Genomic DNA, 16,904 nt, shown 5'->3' with positions numbered 1-16,904 from the left:
TTCGCTCCAAAGAGTGGTCGCGCTGTAATGTGAAAGATCACCTCTGGCAGCACCTTTTCACGGCGATGCAATCCGCTGCCGGCTTCAAAGGAGAGCCGGGAACGAAGATCCCGCCGTTCACGGAGTTTCTCGTCAATCGGGAAAAGATCCTGCCGTGGATCGCGGAGTATTCACCCTATGCGCTGCTGACCGCCGATGATCCGCCGGTGTATCTCTTCTACAACACGCCTCCTGCCATGGGGCAGCCGCAGGAAAGCACGGCGCACAGCGCGAACTTCGGCGTGGGTTTGCAGCAGCGGTGCCGCAGCCTCCGCGTGGAGTGCGAACTGGTCTATCCCGGAGCGCCGAAGGTGAAGCATGCGGATGTAGCCCCGTATTTGATCGAGCGGCTGAAGGAGAATTGAAACAACAAAAATGCCGCAGCGCGATGGCTGCGGCATGACTTTTGTCCCTAACTTGACGGTTCGCTGCTTACCTTCCCGTCTCGATCATCCGGGCGAACTCGGCGAAGAAGTACTTCGCGTCATGCGGGCCGGGTGCGGCTTCGGGGTGGTATTGGACGCTGAGCACGGGGGCCTCGCGGTGGCGCATGCCTTCCACGGTGCCGTCGTTGAGGTTGATGTGCGTGACCTCGACGTTGCTGGGCAGCGAGGAGGGATCGATGGCGAAGCCGTGGTTCTGGCTGGTGATGGACACCTTGCCATTGCGCAGGTCCTTCACGGGCTGGTTGCCGCCGCGATGGCCGAACTTGAGCTTGAAGGTCTTGCCGCCGTAGGCGTGGCCGAGGATCTGGTGGCCGAGGCAGATGGCGAAGATGGGCTTCTTGCCGATGAGCTCCTTCACTTCCTTGTGGATGTAGTCGAGCGCGGCGGGATCTCCGGGGCCGTTCGATAGGAAAACGCCGTCGGGGTTCTTGGCGAGCACGTCCTTGGCGCTGGTGGTGGCGGGGACGACGTCCACGCGGAAGCCATGCTGGCGCAGGCGGCGCAGGATGTTGCGCTTCACACCGAAGTCATAGGCCACGATGTGGTGCTTGGCTTCAGGAAGGGGATGACGCACGACGCCATCGGCACCGGGTTCGCGATTCTGGCTGGGGCTGGGGATGTCCCAGTCGCCGCTTTCGAGGCCTTCGGGGTCCCAGAGGTAGGGGGTCTTGGTGGTGACTTCCTTGACGTAGTCACTGCCTTCCATGGGCGGGCTGCTTGCAGCCTGCTTCACCGCTTCCTCCGACGTGGCGGTGGTGGTGATGATGGCGCGCATGGCACCGCGGGTGCGCAAGTGGGCGGTCAGCGCGCGGGTGTCCACGCCCTGGATGCCGGGGATGTTCCACTGCTTGAGGTAGGAGTCGAGGCTCTGGGTGCTGCGCCAGTTGCTGGGCACCTCGCAGAGTTCTTCGATGACGAAGCCTCGCACGTGGGGCTGGTCGCTTTCCAGATCGAGCGGATTCACGCCGTAGTTCCCGATCATGGGATACGTCATGGTCACGATCTGACCGCGATAGGAGGGATCGGTGAGAACCTCCTGATATCCGCTCATGGAGGTGTTAAAGCAGATTTCGCCGGTGTGGGTGGCATCGGCGCCGAACGCCGTGCCTTCAAACACTCGGCCGTCTTCGAGGGCGAGGAGGGCTTTCTTCATCAAGGTGGGGCTGGTCATAGCCAGAAGGGCGGGCGGTGCAAGGGGGAAGGGGCGGAATGACGGAGGATGGCCGCAAAGAGGCGCAAAAAGGTGCGAAAAAAGAGGGGGAGCGCGGCGCACATCGTAGGACGGATGTGGCGACAGCCCGTCCGTCTGCGAGCGTGCGGCAAACAACAAGGCGTACGAACGTCCTCGCAGTCGGGCGGTTTGGCGAAGGGGGCCGGGATGTTCGAGTAAACATCGTACGCCAAACACACCCCAACCTACAGCCAGAGCGTGGTGCCGAGGCTACTTCTCCTCCACAATCTCCAATCGCGGAAACAGCGGCACGGGAGCGCCGAGCTGGTGGCCGCTTTGCAGCAGGCCCCACTTGAGGTCGCTGACCTTGAAGCCTTCCGGCAGTGTCCAGCCGATCTGGGCACGGGCGGTGGCCATGGCGGTGGGCATGATGGGATTGAGCAGCACGCTGACGTGCGTGAGCGCCTCCGCCAGTTGATATAGCACGCTGTCCAGGCGGGCGGCCTGCTCAGGGTCTTTGGCGAGGGAGAAGGGCTTGGTGCTGTCCACAAACGCATTCGCATGCGTGACGATCTTCCACGCGGCGGCGATGCCTTCGTGGATGTCCCAGCCGTTCATCTTTTCAAGGTAGAGCGGCGTGGCCTCGGCGACCGTCTGGCGCAGGGCTTGATTGATTTCGTCATCGTAACTGCCGGGTGTGAGCAGGCCATTGCGATACTTCTGCGCCATGTTGATGGAGCGGTTGAGCAGATTGCCCAGGCCGCCGGCCAGCTCCTTGTTGTAGGACATGGAGATGCGCTCGTCGCTGAAGTCGGCGTCGTAGCCGGTGGCGATGTCGCGCATGAGGTAGTAGCGCAGGCCGTCGGGCGTGAAGGTGTTTGAGAGCACGTTTGGGTCGATCACGTTGCCCAGGCTCTTGCTCATCTTCGAGCCCTTCACATTCCACCAGCCGTGGACAACGAGCTTGGGCATTTCTGCGTCGGTGAAGCCGAGTGCGTGCAGCATGATGGGCCAATAGACCGCATGCGCCGGCATGAGGATGTCTTTGCCAATGATCTCAGCATCCGCAGGCCAGATTTTTTCAAACTGCGGCAGGCCTTCGTTGCCCACTTCATCGGCCAGATAGCCGGCGAAGCTGATGTAATTGGAGAGGGCGTCAAACCAGACGAAGTTCACCGAGTCCTCGTCAAAGGGCAGGGGAATGCCCCAGCTCAGGCGGTCCTTCGGACGTGAGATGCAGAGGTCGATGCCGCCAGAGCCTTCGAGTGCATTGAGCACGTCATTGGCGCGGTGGGGCGGGTAGATGAAGTCGGGATTGCCCCGAATGTAGTTTTTGAGCCACTCGGTGTGCTCGCTGAGCTTGAAGTACCAGGCGTCTTCTTCGCGCCATTCGACCTCGCCCCACTCCTCGCCGAAGTTGCCGTCGGGGCCGCGTTCTTTGTCGGTGAGGAACTGCTCCTGACGCACGCTGTAGTGGCCGGAGTAGCTCTTTTTGTAGAGCTGGCCTGCGTCATGCAGTTTCTGGAGCATGGCCTGTACCACTCGTTTGTGCTTGATGTCCGTGGTCGCAGCCCAGCCGTCGAAACGCACGTTCAGCTTGTCCCACAGTGCGGTGAAATGGGTGGTGACTCCGTCCACAAACTCCTGCGGCGTCAGGCCGGCCTTCTCGGCGCTTTTCTGCACCTTCTGCCCGTGCTGATCCACGCCGGTGAGGAAGTACACCTCACGCCCGTTCAGCCGCTGAAAGCGGGCCATGACGTCTGCCAGCACCTTCTCATAAGCGTGGCCGATGTGCGGCGGCGCGTTGGTGTAATCAATGGCGGTGGTGATGTAGTAGGGCTTCATGGTCAGGCTGAGCCCTTTCCATGCCCCCCTTCCTCCTGCAATTCAAGTGTTCCTGCGGGGGAAAGCGGTGCCGCTGGACTCAGCGCACAGCCAGCGACCAAATCAATATCAGAAGCCCAAAGCCCAGATTCGCGAGCAGCACGATGCCCTGAAATCGCCAGAACCGGCGCTGCTCAGAGAGTGCGGCCGCCAGATCGGCGAAGGACTCTGACTTGGTGAACCGGGCAATGTTCAAGGCATACCGGGTCAGTTTCAGCGTGGGATAGATGATGACGTAGGCCACCACAGCAAGTCCAAGACCGAATCCGACCATGTAGCTGATCATGCTCACCAAGCTGCCTGATGAGAACACGTTCTTTGCAGCAGGGCTTCCCGTGAAGAAGACATTGAACAGGAGAAGAATCAGAAAACCTCCGCCGATGATCCACATCACCACGGCGATGAACAGCACCCAGGGCCGGGTGTTCTGCAGCTCCAGCATGACGTCAGACGGCAGCTCTCCACTGCTGCGCGAGATCACCCTGTCCGATGCAGGCGCGGCGTAGGGGTTGAGGCTTTCAGATGGCTTTGAGGCTGGGGATTTCCTGACCAAAGAGCTGAAGGAGGATGCCAGGGCCCGGGGCTGGGGGGCGGGTGAGCTGCCGAAAATTTCAGTCAGTCCCTGCCAGCCGGACATGCCTTCGCGCCAGCCCCAGTCGCTTGGCAAAAACTGGCCGGTTTGCAGGCCTGCCTGAATTTGGGAAGCTTCAAAGGAGCCAAGATTCTGACCTTCGCGGGTGACCTGATAGACGCTCATAGCTACAGGGCCTGTAGCAGCGATCTGTCCCGGATGTCTAGATGTTTTATTGAGATTTGTATGGTGAAATGGCTGTTTGTGGCTGGGGCACGCTCCAGTAGCCAAGGAGCATCTGAAAAACGCGACCGCGTCGTGGAGTGCGGTGGCAGAGATGCACGGCGCAAGCCTCATCGACGACACCGCTTTTCTTCATATCGCTTTAATTTATACGATAGCCTTCTTGGCACATAATACCGTGTGGCCACAAAGCGAATCCCCTCTCCCTGCTGCTGATGGGGCAATGCTCTAGCGGTTCTTGGGGGGGAGAGGTAGGGTGAGGGACATCCCACCCTGTTCGAAAGGTGAGTGCCGCCCCCTCACCCCAGCCCTCTCCCCGAAGAGAAAGTTCCTTTGTTGTCGTAAGTCAGGGGCGGAGAGAGGGAGTTCCCCTGTGGCCGCGCACCCTCCTCATCCCTTCGAAAGAGGTGCCGCGCCGAGGCTTGTAACCGCAGTCCAAGACGTTCCGCGCCTGCGTGAGCGCGGGCGCTTTCGACGCCGCGCTCAAGAACGCATCACGGTCTGCCAATCACGGGTGCCTTGAAGATCACTTCGGCAGCATCGTGAGATACTGGTCGTTCATCTGCTTCACCTTGGTGCGCATCGGGTCGAGCTGTGGTTGCAGCTTGGCGAGTTCGGCGGTGGCTTCGGCGATGATCTTGTCCTTCTCGGGGATTTCCTTGGTGGCGGCGGCGATGGTGGCTTCGGCGTCGGTTTTCTTCTTCTTGGCGCCTTCGAATTCACCGTTTGCCTTCGCGACTTCGGCCTTCTTGGCGTCGAGCACTTTCTGTTCGGCGTCCAGCTTGCCATGGGCGGCGGCGTAGGCCTGCTCCAGCGGTGGCAGGGCGGTCTTGGCGGCAGTGATGGCGGCATTGAGCGGAGCGATCTTAGCGGCAAAGTCTTTCTCAAGCGCAGCCGGTGCGGCCTGCTTCTCGGCGAGGGCCTTGCCCTGGGCTTCGATCTCTTTCTGGATGGCGTCACGCTGCGCACGGGGAGTGGCGGCCTGCTTCTCGGCGGCAGCGAGTTCGCTCTTCGCCTGGGCGAGCTGCTGCTCGGCGGTCTTGATAGCTGCCAGGGCTTTGTTCACGCTCTGCGGATTGTTGGCGGCTTTGGCCACGTCACGGGCTTTCGCAGCGTCGTTACGGGCGTTCTTTTTCGCACCAGCTTCACCTTCGGCGGCCTTGATGGCATTGGCGATGTCCGCCGCGGCTTTTTCAGCTTCGGCGAGCTTGACGGTGAGAGCTGCATCGCCCGCTTTCGCGGCGAGTTCTTTCTTCGCCGCATTCACGGCGTCAGCCGCAGGTTTCTGCTTGGCGCGGGTGTCAGCGAGGGCTTTTTCAGCGGCAGCCTGGGCGGCCGTGGCAGCAGCCAGCGCGGCTTCGGTGTCCTTGGCGGCTTTGTCTTTGTTGGCAAGGTCTGCGGTGGCATCTGCGTGGGCTTTCTTGGCGGCAGCCAGAACAGCGTCTTTCGGCACCACGGCATCCTGCTTGGCCTTCACGGCTTTCTCCGGGGCGGCGAGTTTGCCATTCACTTCCGCGAGGCTCTTCTTTTTCGTCTCGATCACCTTGGCGATGTCCTCGGCGGCTTTTTTGGCGGCGGCGATGGCTTCGTCCTTGGCTTTCGCCGCGGCGGCGATTTCAGCCTCCTTGGTGGTGATGGTGGCCTTCTGCTCGTTCACCTTGGCGGCGGCTGCGGCATCGGCGTCGCGTGTGGGTTTAATGGCGGTTTCGAGGCCGGCCTGCTCGCCCTGCACTTTCTTCAGCGCGGCTTCCAGTCCGGGCTGGGCGGCGGTGGATGCGGCGATGGCTTTTTTAGAGTCCTCAATGCGCGCTGCGGCAGAGACCTTGGCGGCTTCCGCGTCTTTCTTGGCTTCGGTGAAATCGGTGAAGTCAGCTTCGAGCTTGGCGAGTTTTTCCTTTTCGGCGAGCACACCGGTATTGAACTGGGCGGCCTTGAGCGCGGTTGGCACTTTTTGCAGGATGCCGATCTCGGTGCTGGCGGAATTCGCAGCAGTCTGTGCTGCAACGAGGTTGTTTTTGCCGGTGACGGCATTGGACTCGGCATTCTTGATGCGGTCCGGGCCGGCTTTCACCAAGGCAGGAAGCTTCGGCAGCTCTGCCTTCTTTGCGGCGATGCCATCGGCGGTGGCTTTGATCTTGGCGTCGGTTTCGGCGATGAGCTTGTCGAGGTCTGCCGGAGCGGCAGGAGCAGCGCCCAGCTCGGCCTTGGCTTTGGCCAGGGCGGCGGCGAGTTGATCGGCCTTGGCTTTGACTGGGGCGATCTTTTGCTGCTCAGCCTTGGCGGCGGCGAGCTTGCCTTCGCTGTCTTTGACCTTGGCGGTCAGAGCGGCATCACCGGCCTTGGCGGCGAGTTCCTTTTTGGCTGCTTCGAGTGCGGCGCTGATGTCTGCCACGGCCTTGTCAGCAGCGGCCAGTTTGGCGGCTTCTGCAGCCACAGGGGCGAGCTCTTTTTCCTGTGCGGCGATCTTGGCGGACTTTTCAGCGTGGGCCTTGATGGCGGCGGTGCGTGCGGCCTTGTCCTGCTCGGCCTTGGTGCGGGCGGCTTTCAGCGCAGCCAGGGCTTTTTCGTCATTGGCGATCTCGCCGGGGAGGTTTTTGCTGCGCGCTTCGTTGGCGGCGACTTCGGCACGGACTTTGGCCAGGGCTTCATCCCGCGCCTTGGCATCGGCCTCGGCGGCCTTGATGGCTGCCTGAAGAGTCGGGAGCTTGGTGGTGAGTTCGGCCAGACGCTGCTCGGTCTGCACGATGCGCTGGGCGATCAGGGATGGATTGCTGGTGTAGCGGCCGCTCTCACTGAGCGCCGTGGCGCCAAAGGTCCACTGAATGATGTCACCGCGCCAGTTGGCGGAGATGGCGTTTTTGGAATCGAAGAGCGAGACCACCTTGGTCACGAGATCGCCCTGGCTGGGGGCTTCACCGAGTTTGTTGCCATTGATGTCCCAGACGCGGACGAGGCCGTCGTTGCCGGAGGAAACGATCTTGCCATCGGGCGTGAAGGAAACGGACTGCACGCCGCCACCGTGAGCGGCCCAGTTCTTGACCAGCTTGCCTTCGTTCATTTCCCAGGTGCTGATCGTGCCGTCCATGGAGCAGGAGGCGAGGATGTTGGAATCGGCGCGCCATGCAAGGTCCACGCAGGAGGCCTTGTGCTGGCCGAGGATGTAGAATTCACCGCCGTTTTCGGCCTCCCAGACATTGACGTTGCCGTTGCGGTCGCTGGTGGCCAGCAGCACACCATCCGGGCTGAAGGTGGTGCTCATCACCCACTCGGTGTGCTTGCTGATGACGTATTCCTCTTCGCCGTTGGCCGTGCTGTACACTTTGACCTTCTTGGAAGGGCTGCCGATCACGATCCTCTTGTGATCGGGGCTGATATCCGCAGACATGACCTGATCGAACTCCTTGCCGACTTCGGTGATGCGTTTGCCGGTTTTGACGTCCCACACGATGGCGTGGCCGTTTTTGCCGCCACGACCACCGCCCATGATGAGCAGGGAGCCATTGCGGCTGAAGCGCAGGCTGCGCGCGTAGCCTTCGGTGTAGGGGAAAATGCCAACAAGCTGCTTGGTGTCGGTGTCGTACAGCAAGATCTGCTTCGGTGCAGCCAGAGCCATGAGCGAAGTCCACGGGCTGGCGGCCATGGCCGTGATGGCGGTGGTGTGCTGTGTGACGATGACGGGCTCCAGCAGCACGTGCTCCGGCTTGGCGATGGGGCCTTCCGGTTTGCCGCTCGTAACGCTGACTGCCATGTCCACCTTAGGCTTGGCGGATTTCTTGGCGATGCTTGACTTCGTGTCGAGGATGCCGCCTTTGATCCATGAGGCGATGAGATCGAGATCCTTTGGCCCCAGCGGCGCGCCTTCCGGCGGCATGAAGGGCTCTTCCTTCTTGGCGCAGGTGCTCCAGATGCGGCTGCTGTCCACATTGCCGGGATCCACCACAGACCCGCCGCCGCCACCGTTCATGAGGGCACCGAAGCTGGTCAGATCGAGGTCACCCTTCTTTTTATCGGGATTGTGGCAGGAGAAGCATTTGTTCTCCAGCAGCGGGCGGATGTGATCCTGATAGGTGATTTTTTCGGCAGCGTCCTGGGCATGAAGGGACACTGCGGCGAAGGCCGCGCAAGTCAGCGAAAGGGTGGTTTTGGGCATCATAGGTGGATGGCGTCCTGAATTACGCACGTGGGGGGTGAAGACTTTCGTCAGAGGGGAGGTGGCCAAGAAATGTGTCAAGAAGGGCAATCCTGACGTTCAATTTTTTGGGGGAGGAAAGCCTGCGCTAAAGGTATGCGTAGAATGGACGGGGGCGCATCCTTATCACTGGGCTGTTTCCAAGTTCTGTGAGAGTGCTTCCTTTATGGGGATGATCAAAAACGAGAGGCAGCCACTCACCTTCTTCAAGCCGCTGTTTTACGTCGCGGCATTTTTGATGGCCGGGCTTTTGCTGCCTTTTGTCTGGCTGCGGGAGACCCCGTACTTCTGGACGAATGCCAGCGGGTATCCCCTGTGGCTGCGGGATCTGGTGCAGATCGCTTACTATCCGCTCCTGCTGGTGTATGTGGGCTCGCTGTCGTTCCTGAGCTGGCAGCTGCTGTGCCAGCCTGCACGGTCCGTCAGAGGGTTTTGCGTGGAGGCCGTGGTGCTGGGGCTGTTGTGGCTGGTGGTTGCCCTCGTCCTAACGCTGATGCTCGCCAACAACATCGCCAACCTCATCGATGGGCGTCCGCTCCATGATCATTAAATCAGGGGGTAAATGATAGGGCGAGCTTCGCAGCTCGCCCTACGACATACGAAATGGGAAATTCGTTTTACTTGCCCAGCTTGTAGATCGCGCCGTTCCAGTCGAGTACGAGCATCTCTCCGGCGGCGTTGGCGCAGAAGGCGGTGGGTTTGACCAGCACGGTGGGCTTCTTCTTGGGATCAGCGGCAGGCGTCTGCGGGCTGGTGTAAAGCAGCGCATTGCTCACTTCCTTGCCGCTGTCGTCGGTCTTGAGCGCCCAGACTTTGCCGAGGATGAAGTCGCCATACACGTAGGCTCCCTGCAGCTCTGGCAGGGCTTTGCCGGTGTAAACGATGCCACCGGTGATGCTGAGGCCATCGGCGTGGCTGTAGGCGTGGACAGGCTCGATGAACTTCGCGTCGGCGGGCGGGGTGTCGGTCATCAGGGGGAATGCGGCAGGGCCTTCGCGGAAGTTCCAGCCGTAGTTGCCGCCATTCGTGATCCAGTTGATTTCTTCCCAGATGTCCTGGCCCACATCGGCGCACCAGAGGTGGCCTTTGGCGTCAAAGCTCAGGCCCCAGGGGTTGCGAATGCCGTTCGCGTAGATCTGTGGCAGGGCGTTCACGCCGTTCGCATACGGATTGTCGGCAGGAATGCCGTAGGCCTTGGAGTATTCGCGGCTGTTGACGTCGATGCGGAGGATCTTGCCGTACAGCGTGGCGTTGAGCTGGGACATCTTGAGTTCGCCGTTGCGCTTCGAGTTGTCGCCGACGCCGATGTAGAGGAAGCCGTCCGGGCCGAAGACGATGTTGCCGCCGTGGTGGTTCCAGTTCACCAGCGGGATTTCGAGCAGCGAGCGCTCGGTGCTTTCGTCCGCCTTGTCGCCGTTGGCCTTCATCTCGGTGATGACGAGGCGCTTGGGCTTCTGCAGCGTGTAGCAGAGGTAGAAGAGGCCGTTGTCCTTGAACTTCGGGTGAAAGGCCAGGCCGTTGAGGCCTTCTTCAAAAAAGCCGTCCTTCGCCTCCATGCCACGCGGGGAGAGATCCAGGAAGGTCTTGGCTTCCGTGCCCTGCTCGTCCTTCGGCAGGATCAAAATCTGTCCACGTTGGAGTGCGAGGAACTCACGACCACTGCCATCCTCCGGGATCACCACTGCGATGGGACGCTCCGTGGGGAGCTTTTCATAAACACGGGTCAGCTTATGGGTGTCGGCGGCAAAAGCAGCCGAAGTGAGGAAGGCGAGACAGAGAAGGGAGCGCATAGGTTCGAGATAGTCAGTCTATGCGGGCCGAGTCTTGCAGGGCAATGAAGAAAATCTGCATCTAAGTGATCTTCCAGCCGTGGGAGGTCATCTTGGCGCAACGGCAAAGTTTCATTTGCCTTCAATCGGCCAAGAAATAGAATTTAAAGCATGAGTCTGGAAACCCTCATGGAAGAAGCTCGCAAGCTTGGCGAACAGGAACGTCGCCGTCTGGCAGCCTTCTTGACCACGCTTAGAGGGCCTGACGAATCAAGTTTTGCAGAAGAAATGGCCCGCAGGATCGATGATAACTCGCCCGGTCATTGGGTGACGTTGGAGGAATTGAACAAGAGATACGCGGCTGATGCATGATCGAGTACCGACTGTTGCTGGCGCATGAGGTCATCGTGTTTCTCGACTCCCTCAAGTCGGCTGATCGGAAACGATTGATGAAGCGTTTTCTAGAGATCACCAGCTATCCAGCTCGATATGCTGACTACGAAGAGCGTGATGCCGTGGGTCGTCGGCTCGATGTGCATATTCATGCAGGCTACGCCATTGATTATTGGGAGGACTTCGCCGACCGGCACTTGAAGGTGCTCGATGTCAGGCCAGCCGATCATTGACCGCCTGCGGAATGCTTCTATCCTGCGTGTCCCTAATAACCATGAGCAACGCCACCGCAATCACCCCCACACGCGCCCAAGACTTTCCCGAATGGTACCAGCAGGTCGTTCGTGCCGCCGACATGGCGGAGAACTCCGAGGTCCGCGGCTGCATGGTGATCAAGCCGTGGGGTTACGGCCTGTGGGAAAACATCCAGCGCCAGCTCGATGTGAAATTCAAGGCCACCGGCCACGTGAACGCCTACTTCCCGCTGCTGATCCCCCTGAGCTATCTTGAAAAGGAAGCGCAGCACGCCGAGGGCTTTGCCACCGAGTGCGCCGTGGTCACGCATCACCGCCTGGAGGCGCAGAAGCAGCCCGATGGCACCACGAAGATGATCCCCACTGGCGAACTGGCCGAGCCCTTCGTGATTCGCCCGACTTCCGAAACGATCATCGGCGCTGCCTTCGCCCGCTGGGTGGAAAGCTACCGCGACCTGCCGCTGCTCATCAATCAGTGGTGCAACGTCATGCGCTGGGAGATGCGCCCACGCCTCTTCCTGCGCACCGCCGAGTTCCTCTGGCAGGAAGGCCACACCGCCCATGAAACCGCCGAAGAGGCCATCGTGGAAACACGCACCATGCACAAGGTGTATGAGGACTTCATGCGCGATCACCTTGCCATTCCGGTGATTCCTGGCGAGAAGACCGAGCGCGAGCGTTTCCCCGGCGCCGTGCAGACATTCACCGTCGAAGCCATGGTGCAGGACAAGAAGGCCATCCAGGCCGGCACGTCGCATTACCTCGGACAAAACTTCGCCAAGGCTGCGAACATCCAGTTCCTCGGCCGTGACAATACGCGCCAGCTGGCCCACACCACGAGCTGGGGCGTCAGCACCCGCATGATCGGCACGGTCATCATGGCCCATGGCGATGACGATGGCGTCATCATCCCACCACGCGTGGCCCCGAACCAGATCGTCATCCTGCCCGTCACGCCGAAGGCTGACACGCGCGATGAAGTCATCGCCGCCTGCGAGGCGCTGGCACAAACACTGCGCACCCAGTTGTTCGCCGGTGAGCCTCTGCGCGTGCACGTGGACAAGCGCGACCTTCAGGGCGGCGCGAAGAACTGGGAATGGATTAAGAAAGGTGTGCCAATGCGTCTCGAAATGGGACCTCGCGATATCACCAGCCGCAGCGTGGCCGTTTGCCGCCGCGATCAGGGGCCGAAGGCCAAGGAGTTCGTGCCCAAGGAAGAGTTCATCCAGTCCGTGACGGAGCGCCTGCAGGAGATTCAGGACGCGCTGCTCGCACGTGCCACAGCACTGCGTGACGCGAACATGAAGAAGCTCGAAACGCTGGAAGAGTTCAAAGCCTTCTTTGCCGAAGACTCCGAAGGCGGCTTCGCCCTCATGCACTGGGCCGGCAGCAGCGACGATGAAGACACTCTCAGCAAAGACCTGAAAGTCACCATCCGCTGCATCCCTCACGGCGATCAGTTTGCCGAGGAAGGCAAGTGCTTCCTCACCGGCAAGCCAAGCTCTCGCCGCGTGGTGTTTGCGCGGAGTTATTGAGGCATATCGTAGGATGGGTGTGGCGACAGCCCACCCGTCCGTGAGCGTGCTGCAAACTCCAGGGCGTACGAAAATCCTGGAGGTCGGGCAGTTTGGCGGAGAGTGCTGTGGGGCGTGGGATGGATCTGCGCGCCAAACACACCCAACCGACGACCGGAGGCGGCGAATCAGCGCAGCACCTCGCCCTTCGTCACGTCTCCGGGCACATCCAGCAGCATGATCTGATTGATCGTCTTGAACTGGGCGTGGTCGGCCACGCTCCAGACGATCTTCTTGTCACGAGTGACTTCGATGACCTGGGCTTGCTCGCCGATGTGGCCATGGCCGAGATAAACGCAGAAGACGGTGTTGCCATTTGGCAGGCGCTGGCAACCGGCCATGAGGCGCAGGGGGTAGCCGGGGATGTCGTTTTCAGCGAGTTCCCAGACGATGTTTTCTTTGGCGTCCAGTTCACGCACCTGATGGCCATCGCCGCAGGTGATGAGCAGGTGGCCTTCGGGAAGCGGCACAACTTCATGCGGATCTCCAGGAACCTTGATCTGGCGCAGCACTTTGCCGTCGGCATCGAGTTCGACGATTTTGCCTTCGCCTTTGAAGCAGACGAGGTAGTGGCCGTTAGCGAGTTTGCGCGTGCCGCGAAACTGGTTGTGCAGCTTGATCTCAGGAGCTGCGGTCAGCTTGATCTCCTTGGCGATCTTTCCGGCGCGATCCACCTCGATGATGCGGCTGGTGCCACATTCCACGATCATCACATTCCCATCCGGCAGCGGCTGGCAGGAATGGACTTCGACTTTCACATCCGTCGGCGCCTTGTACTCCCACACGATTTTCTTGTCCGGTGTCACCTCCATGGCGCCACTGACAAAGCAGAAGAGGTAGTTTCCATTCGGCAGTTTCCAGCAGTCCTGCGGGCTTTTGCAGTCCCACTGCCATTCGATTTTCCCTTCGGCGGAAACCACGCAGACCTTGCCGCCGCCATAGTCGCAGCAGAGAAACGGATGTGCCGCAGAGGCGGTGGAGACAAGGGCGAAGAGGACGGCGAGGAGTCGGAGCATGGGGAGGGTCGGAGGGTGAGTCCGACATCAACGCATGCCGCAGCGCGTTTGCTTCAACTCATTCTCAGCCACACGGCACCGAAAAATCAGCGGATGAAGTAGCTCAGATTCTCCAACTCCACGGCCAGATCCACGCTGTTCACGACGACATTCTCCGGGACATCGAGGACGGTGGGCGAGAAATTCAAGATGGCCTGGATGCCGTGCTGCACCAGATCATTGACCACGGACTGGGCATTGCTGGCGGGCACGGTGAGGATGGCCATTTTCACATTCTGGCGGCGGATGAATTCGGCCATTTCAGTCATCGGCAGCACGGGCACAGTGACCTGCGGCTGCTTGCGGGGAGCGAGATCAAACGCGGCCGCGACTTCAAAGCCCTCCTTGCGGAAGCCTCCGTAGCGCAGCAGTGCGGAACCGAGATTGCCGACGCCAACCAGAATGACCGGCTGCAGTTTGTTTTGTCCCAGCACATCGCCGATCGTGCCGCTGAGGGCGTCCACATTGTAGCCCAGACCCCGGGTGCCGAGCTGGCCGAAATACGCCAGATCTTTGCGCAGCTGCGTGGACTTCACCCCGGCCGCTTTTGCCAATGCGGCAGACGACACGGTGTCCACCTGGTTCTCACGCAGACGCTGCAGGCAGCGCTGGTAGATCGAAAGGCGGTAGATCGACTTGCGGGGGATGTCTATTTTGGCAGGCATTGGTTGAACAATGTGAAAATTCACCCGAAAGCATCGGATGTCAACCAAGCTAGGCTACCAGCCTACTGCCGTTGCGGACCGGACTGAGGATCTGGGATTGTTCTTACCGGGCCTGCATCAGGAATGCGCTGAGCTGCGGGGATGTGGAGATTATGTTCCAGCATCTTCAGAAATTCGATCAGCCCGGGGGTGGCCTTTTTTTCGTCGTAGAGCTTCTTCAAAATAGCGTAACCCTTGGCCCATGAGTCGGGATCGTTTGCCTGCGCATAGGCAAAGCCGGCGAAGCGCTCGGTGAAATTCAGCCCACCGTGCTTGAAGGAGTTCAAGTAGGCATCGCCAGAGGCTTTGAAGTCCTTGCTGCGGTTCCAGTGCAGGTCTCCCAGCTTTTGCCACAGCCGGGGATTGTCCGGCATGATCTTTAAACCCTCCTCCAGAATGTCCATGCCACGCTTCACATAGTCATGGAACAAGGTGCCGCGCAGTCCCCCTTTCAGCTCTTTGTTGTAGAGGTAGTACGAGGCCGCATTGTATGCCATGTGCCATGAGGCCTCCTCCCAGTAGCGGGCATTGCGCGGCTGGAGCTGCGTCACAAAGCCATAGTATTTGTCCACCTGCGCCCAGTTCACCCGCGTGAACTCCACATGGGCGCGCAGTTGGAAAACAGTGGCGATCAACCCGCGCAATCCGCCGAACGCTGCGGCAAGGCCCATCTGCCCCATGTTGCCCTTCACGCCCAGATGCAGCGGCTCATCCACCAGATGCATCGTGCGCAGATCATGCGTCACCCGCTGCTCCAGCGGCAGTTTCAGCACACCAAAGATCAGCAGCACAGCAGCAGCCTGGAGTTTTCGTTTCATAGTTCCTTCTCCACAAAGACCAGGTGAGTGACGAAGAGGTACACTGTCATGTAAAGCGCCGCGATGCCGGTCATTTCATAGACCGCAACCCAGGGCACGATCTCACCGTTGGCCACGCTGTCCACGACATCGAACTGCGCCAGGTCGGGGCAGATGGTGGCCAGCAGAAAGGTGGCGATGCGTGTGGCGGTGCTGCCGAGATTGGGCTGGAAAATGAACTCGCGGATCATCGCATGGCCATGGCCGATGATGGTGATGCAAAAGGTGATGACGATGGTGAACAGCGTCGAACTCGCGATGCAGGAGAGCAGCAGGGCCACGGTGGTCACCACAGCGGCCTTCAGGAAGATGGCCCACACCGCCCAGTGAAGGTTCCAGGTGAGCCCCTGCCGGGCCACGATTTCACGAACCTGTGCCACCGCCTCGGGCGAATCCTGGTTTTCCGAATGCAACTGGGACACAGCGGAGGCGAACAGCATGGACTGCTGCAACCACAAGATTAGGCTCAGCACGGCATCAATAATCACGAGGCCTGAGGCGATGAGCATCAGCACTCCGATCAGCTTGCCGAGCAGGTAGTCAAAGCGTGGCACCGGCTTTGACAGGATCGTGTAGAGAGTGCGGTCCTCCAGATCTTTCGGCAGCAGCAGGGCCGTGGCCACAATGCCGAAGACGATGCTGAACACCTGCAGCACACCCAGGGACATGGTCTTGAACTGGCTGAGTTGCTGCTCGGGATTGATGGTGGAAAAGCCAAAGCCCATGGCCGCCACCAGCGCGCAAAACAGCAGCAGGAAGGGCAGGATCTTCATCCGCATAAGCTGCGTCATCGTCGCATAGGCCAGCGTCCACACGCGTTTGGGGGAGAAGCGAACTGGAGCCACGGAGGCGGCGGCAGAACTAGGGGAGGCTTGGCTCATGGTTTTTTCGGTTCGTTGGTTGCTTCAATGAACAGGCGTTCCAGAGTCGTACGCGGGTGGCCGCTGCGCAGCAGGCGCGTGCCGCCGCCTTCGGCCTTCACCAGCGCATCAATCTTGGCCAGCAGGTCAGGGGAGGCGTTTTCAAGAACCAGCTCAGTTTGATTTTCCACGGCGATCAGTTCGTCCAGCCGTCCTTCGCGGACCATGCGCCCGTGCGCCATGATGCCCACTCGGTCGCATACCTCCTGCATCTGCTCCAGCAGGTGCGAAGTGACCAGCACAGTGATGCCACGGGAGCGAAACTCGATGATGAGATCCCGGATGATGCGTGAGCCGGAGGGGTCCACACCGGCGGTGGGTTCATCCAGCACGAGGAGCTGCGGCTCATGGATCAGGGCCTGCGCCAGGCCGAGCCGCTGCAGCATGCCTTTGGAATAACCGCCCACGCGCCGAGTGGCCGCATCTTCAAGCCCGGTCAGCGCCAGCATTTCTTCCGCGCGGGATTTCAACTGATCACCGCTCATGCCGCACAGCTTGCCGTAGAAGTGCAGGGTCTCGCGTCCGGTCAGGTGCTTGTAGAAATACGGATTCTCTGGCAGGAAGCCCACGCTGCGGCGGCTGGCCACTTCCGTGCTCGGGATGCCGAAGATGCTGGTGTGGCCTTCAGTCGCATTGAGCAGGCCCAGAATGGCCTTCATCGTGGTGGATTTGCCGGATCCATTGGGGCCGATGAGGCCATAGACCTCTCCGGGTTGCACCGTGAATGAGACATCATGCACGGCGCGAAAGGCGCCTTTGCCAAGGTGGCCTTTGAAGACCTTGGTCAGGTGGTTGACGGAAACGGCGGGCGTGGCGCTCATACGGGTTGGGACAG

At 60.4% G+C, this 16,904-nt stretch carries 15 protein-coding genes; 5 read left to right on the top strand and 10 right to left on the bottom strand.

Translation table 11 applies throughout. From position 1 onward, the window contains the following. Nucleotides 1-65: 65 nt before the first annotated feature. Nucleotides 66-404, top strand: a complete 339-nt coding sequence (locus AC3RLQ_RS12820) for a hypothetical protein (RefSeq protein WP_493037645.1) — start codon at nucleotides 66-68, stop codon at nucleotides 402-404. Nucleotides 405-471: 67 nt separating this feature from the next. Here AC3RLQ_RS12820 and carA read toward each other — a convergent pair whose 3' ends face one another. From carA to AC3RLQ_RS12800, 4 genes are all read right to left on the bottom strand, one after another. After that, nucleotides 472-1,638, bottom strand: a complete 1,167-nt coding sequence (gene carA, locus AC3RLQ_RS12815) for a glutamine-hydrolyzing carbamoyl-phosphate synthase small subunit (RefSeq protein ID WP_493037643.1) — start codon at nucleotides 1,636-1,638, stop codon at nucleotides 472-474. Between the two features lie 288 nt (nucleotides 1,639-1,926). Continuing rightward, complete coding sequence (metG, locus tag AC3RLQ_RS12810) at nucleotides 1,927-3,501, bottom strand: methionine--tRNA ligase (RefSeq protein ID WP_493037641.1); 1,575 nt, start codon at nucleotides 3,499-3,501, stop codon at nucleotides 1,927-1,929. A 79-nt stretch (nucleotides 3,502-3,580) separates the two neighbouring features. Then, nucleotides 3,581-4,468 (bottom strand): hypothetical protein, encoded by an 888-nt coding sequence (locus AC3RLQ_RS12805; RefSeq protein WP_493037639.1) that lies wholly within the window; start codon nucleotides 4,466-4,468, stop codon nucleotides 3,581-3,583. A 412-nt stretch (nucleotides 4,469-4,880) separates the two neighbouring features. Next, entirely contained in the window at nucleotides 4,881-8,507 is a 3,627-nt protein-coding gene (locus tag AC3RLQ_RS12800) for a c-type cytochrome domain-containing protein (RefSeq protein WP_493037637.1), read from the bottom strand. 34 nt (nucleotides 8,508-8,541) lie between these two features. On the opposite strand from AC3RLQ_RS12800, the gene AC3RLQ_RS12795 reads away from it, so the two are divergent. Next, nucleotides 8,542-9,093 (top strand): hypothetical protein, encoded by a 552-nt coding sequence (locus AC3RLQ_RS12795; protein ID WP_493037635.1) that lies wholly within the window; start codon nucleotides 8,542-8,544, stop codon nucleotides 9,091-9,093. Nucleotides 9,094-9,160: 67 nt separating this feature from the next. Here AC3RLQ_RS12795 and AC3RLQ_RS12790 read toward each other — a convergent pair whose 3' ends face one another. After that, the gene (locus AC3RLQ_RS12790) at nucleotides 9,161-10,333 is read right to left on the bottom strand and encodes a PQQ-dependent sugar dehydrogenase (protein WP_493037633.1); all 1,173 of its coding nucleotides are present in this window, start codon (nucleotides 10,331-10,333) and stop codon (nucleotides 9,161-9,163) included. Between the two features lie 150 nt (nucleotides 10,334-10,483). On the opposite strand from AC3RLQ_RS12790, the gene AC3RLQ_RS12785 reads away from it, so the two are divergent. From AC3RLQ_RS12785 to proS, 3 genes are read left to right on the top strand one after another with little or no spacing between them, the layout of a single operon-like run. Beyond that, the gene (locus AC3RLQ_RS12785; RefSeq protein ID WP_487680895.1) at nucleotides 10,484-10,684 is read left to right on the top strand and encodes a hypothetical protein; all 201 of its coding nucleotides are present in this window, start codon (nucleotides 10,484-10,486) and stop codon (nucleotides 10,682-10,684) included. After that, entirely contained in the window at nucleotides 10,681-10,938 is a 258-nt protein-coding gene (locus tag AC3RLQ_RS12780; protein ID WP_493037631.1) for a hypothetical protein, read from the top strand. The genes AC3RLQ_RS12785 and AC3RLQ_RS12780 overlap by 4 nt, the downstream gene beginning before the upstream one ends. Before the next feature lie 41 nt (nucleotides 10,939-10,979). Next, nucleotides 10,980-12,494 (top strand): proline--tRNA ligase, encoded by a 1,515-nt coding sequence (proS, locus tag AC3RLQ_RS12775; protein WP_493037629.1) that lies wholly within the window; start codon nucleotides 10,980-10,982, stop codon nucleotides 12,492-12,494. Between the two features lie 167 nt (nucleotides 12,495-12,661). On the opposite strand, the gene AC3RLQ_RS12770 is transcribed toward proS, so the two are convergent. From AC3RLQ_RS12770 to AC3RLQ_RS12750, 5 genes are all read right to left on the bottom strand, one after another. Further along, complete coding sequence (locus AC3RLQ_RS12770; protein WP_493037627.1) at nucleotides 12,662-13,549, bottom strand: beta-propeller domain-containing protein; 888 nt, start codon at nucleotides 13,547-13,549, stop codon at nucleotides 12,662-12,664. Nucleotides 13,550-13,635: 86 nt separating this feature from the next. Beyond that, on the bottom strand, nucleotides 13,636-14,253 hold the full coding sequence (locus AC3RLQ_RS12765; protein ID WP_487680906.1) for a redox-sensing transcriptional repressor Rex: 618 nt from the start codon (nucleotides 14,251-14,253) through the stop codon (nucleotides 13,636-13,638). A gap of 62 nt (nucleotides 14,254-14,315) precedes the next feature. Further along, a complete protein-coding gene (locus AC3RLQ_RS12760; protein ID WP_493037625.1) occupies nucleotides 14,316-15,110 on the bottom strand; it encodes a hypothetical protein in 795 nt (264 codons plus the stop codon). Further along, nucleotides 15,107-16,030, bottom strand: coding sequence for a hypothetical protein (locus AC3RLQ_RS12755; protein ID WP_493037623.1), 924 nt, complete (start codon nucleotides 16,028-16,030; stop codon nucleotides 15,107-15,109). Before AC3RLQ_RS12755 ends, AC3RLQ_RS12760 begins: the two co-directional genes overlap by 4 nt. After that, nucleotides 16,027-16,890: an ABC transporter ATP-binding protein gene (locus AC3RLQ_RS12750; RefSeq protein ID WP_493037621.1), complete on the bottom strand. Its 864-nt coding sequence runs from the start codon at nucleotides 16,888-16,890 to the stop codon at nucleotides 16,027-16,029. The genes AC3RLQ_RS12755 and AC3RLQ_RS12750 overlap by 4 nt, the downstream gene beginning before the upstream one ends. Nucleotides 16,891-16,904 lie beyond the last annotated feature (14 nt).

Source organism: Prosthecobacter sp. GW821-HT29F12, from assembly GCF_058803405.1.
This window is presented reverse-complemented; position numbering and strand designations above follow the sequence as displayed.

Bases quoted from the DNA above. Each gene is read 5' to 3' on its own strand.
- AC3RLQ_RS12820 (WP_493037645.1), top strand. From the start codon at position 66: ATGCAATCCGCTGCCGGCTTCAAAGGAGAGCCGGGAACGAAGATCCCG.
- carA (WP_493037643.1), bottom strand. From the start codon at position 1,638: ATGAAGAAAGCCCTCCTCGCCCTCGAAGACGGCCGAGTGTTTGAAGGC.
- metG (WP_493037641.1), bottom strand. From the start codon at position 3,501: ATGAAGCCCTACTACATCACCACCGCCATTGATTACACCAACGCGCCG.
- AC3RLQ_RS12805 (WP_493037639.1), bottom strand. From the start codon at position 4,468: ATGAGGCTTGCGCCGTGCATCTCTGCCACCGCACTCCACGACGCGGTC.
- AC3RLQ_RS12800 (WP_493037637.1), bottom strand. From the start codon at position 8,507: ATGATGCCCAAAACCACCCTTTCGCTGACTTGCGCGGCCTTCGCCGCA.
- AC3RLQ_RS12790 (WP_493037633.1), bottom strand. From the start codon at position 10,333: ATGCGCTCCCTTCTCTGTCTCGCCTTCCTCACTTCGGCTGCTTTTGCC.
- AC3RLQ_RS12785 (WP_487680895.1), top strand. From the start codon at position 10,484: ATGAGTCTGGAAACCCTCATGGAAGAAGCTCGCAAGCTTGGCGAACAG.
- AC3RLQ_RS12780 (WP_493037631.1), top strand. From the start codon at position 10,681: ATGATCGAGTACCGACTGTTGCTGGCGCATGAGGTCATCGTGTTTCTC.
- proS (WP_493037629.1), top strand. From the start codon at position 10,980: ATGAGCAACGCCACCGCAATCACCCCCACACGCGCCCAAGACTTTCCC.
- AC3RLQ_RS12770 (WP_493037627.1), bottom strand. From the start codon at position 13,549: ATGCTCCGACTCCTCGCCGTCCTCTTCGCCCTTGTCTCCACCGCCTCT.
- AC3RLQ_RS12765 (WP_487680906.1), bottom strand. From the start codon at position 14,253: ATGCCTGCCAAAATAGACATCCCCCGCAAGTCGATCTACCGCCTTTCG.
- AC3RLQ_RS12760 (WP_493037625.1), bottom strand. From the start codon at position 15,110: ATGAAACGAAAACTCCAGGCTGCTGCTGTGCTGCTGATCTTTGGTGTG.
- AC3RLQ_RS12755 (WP_493037623.1), bottom strand. From the start codon at position 16,030: ATGAGCCAAGCCTCCCCTAGTTCTGCCGCCGCCTCCGTGGCTCCAGTT.
- AC3RLQ_RS12750 (WP_493037621.1), bottom strand. From the start codon at position 16,890: ATGAGCGCCACGCCCGCCGTTTCCGTCAACCACCTGACCAAGGTCTTC.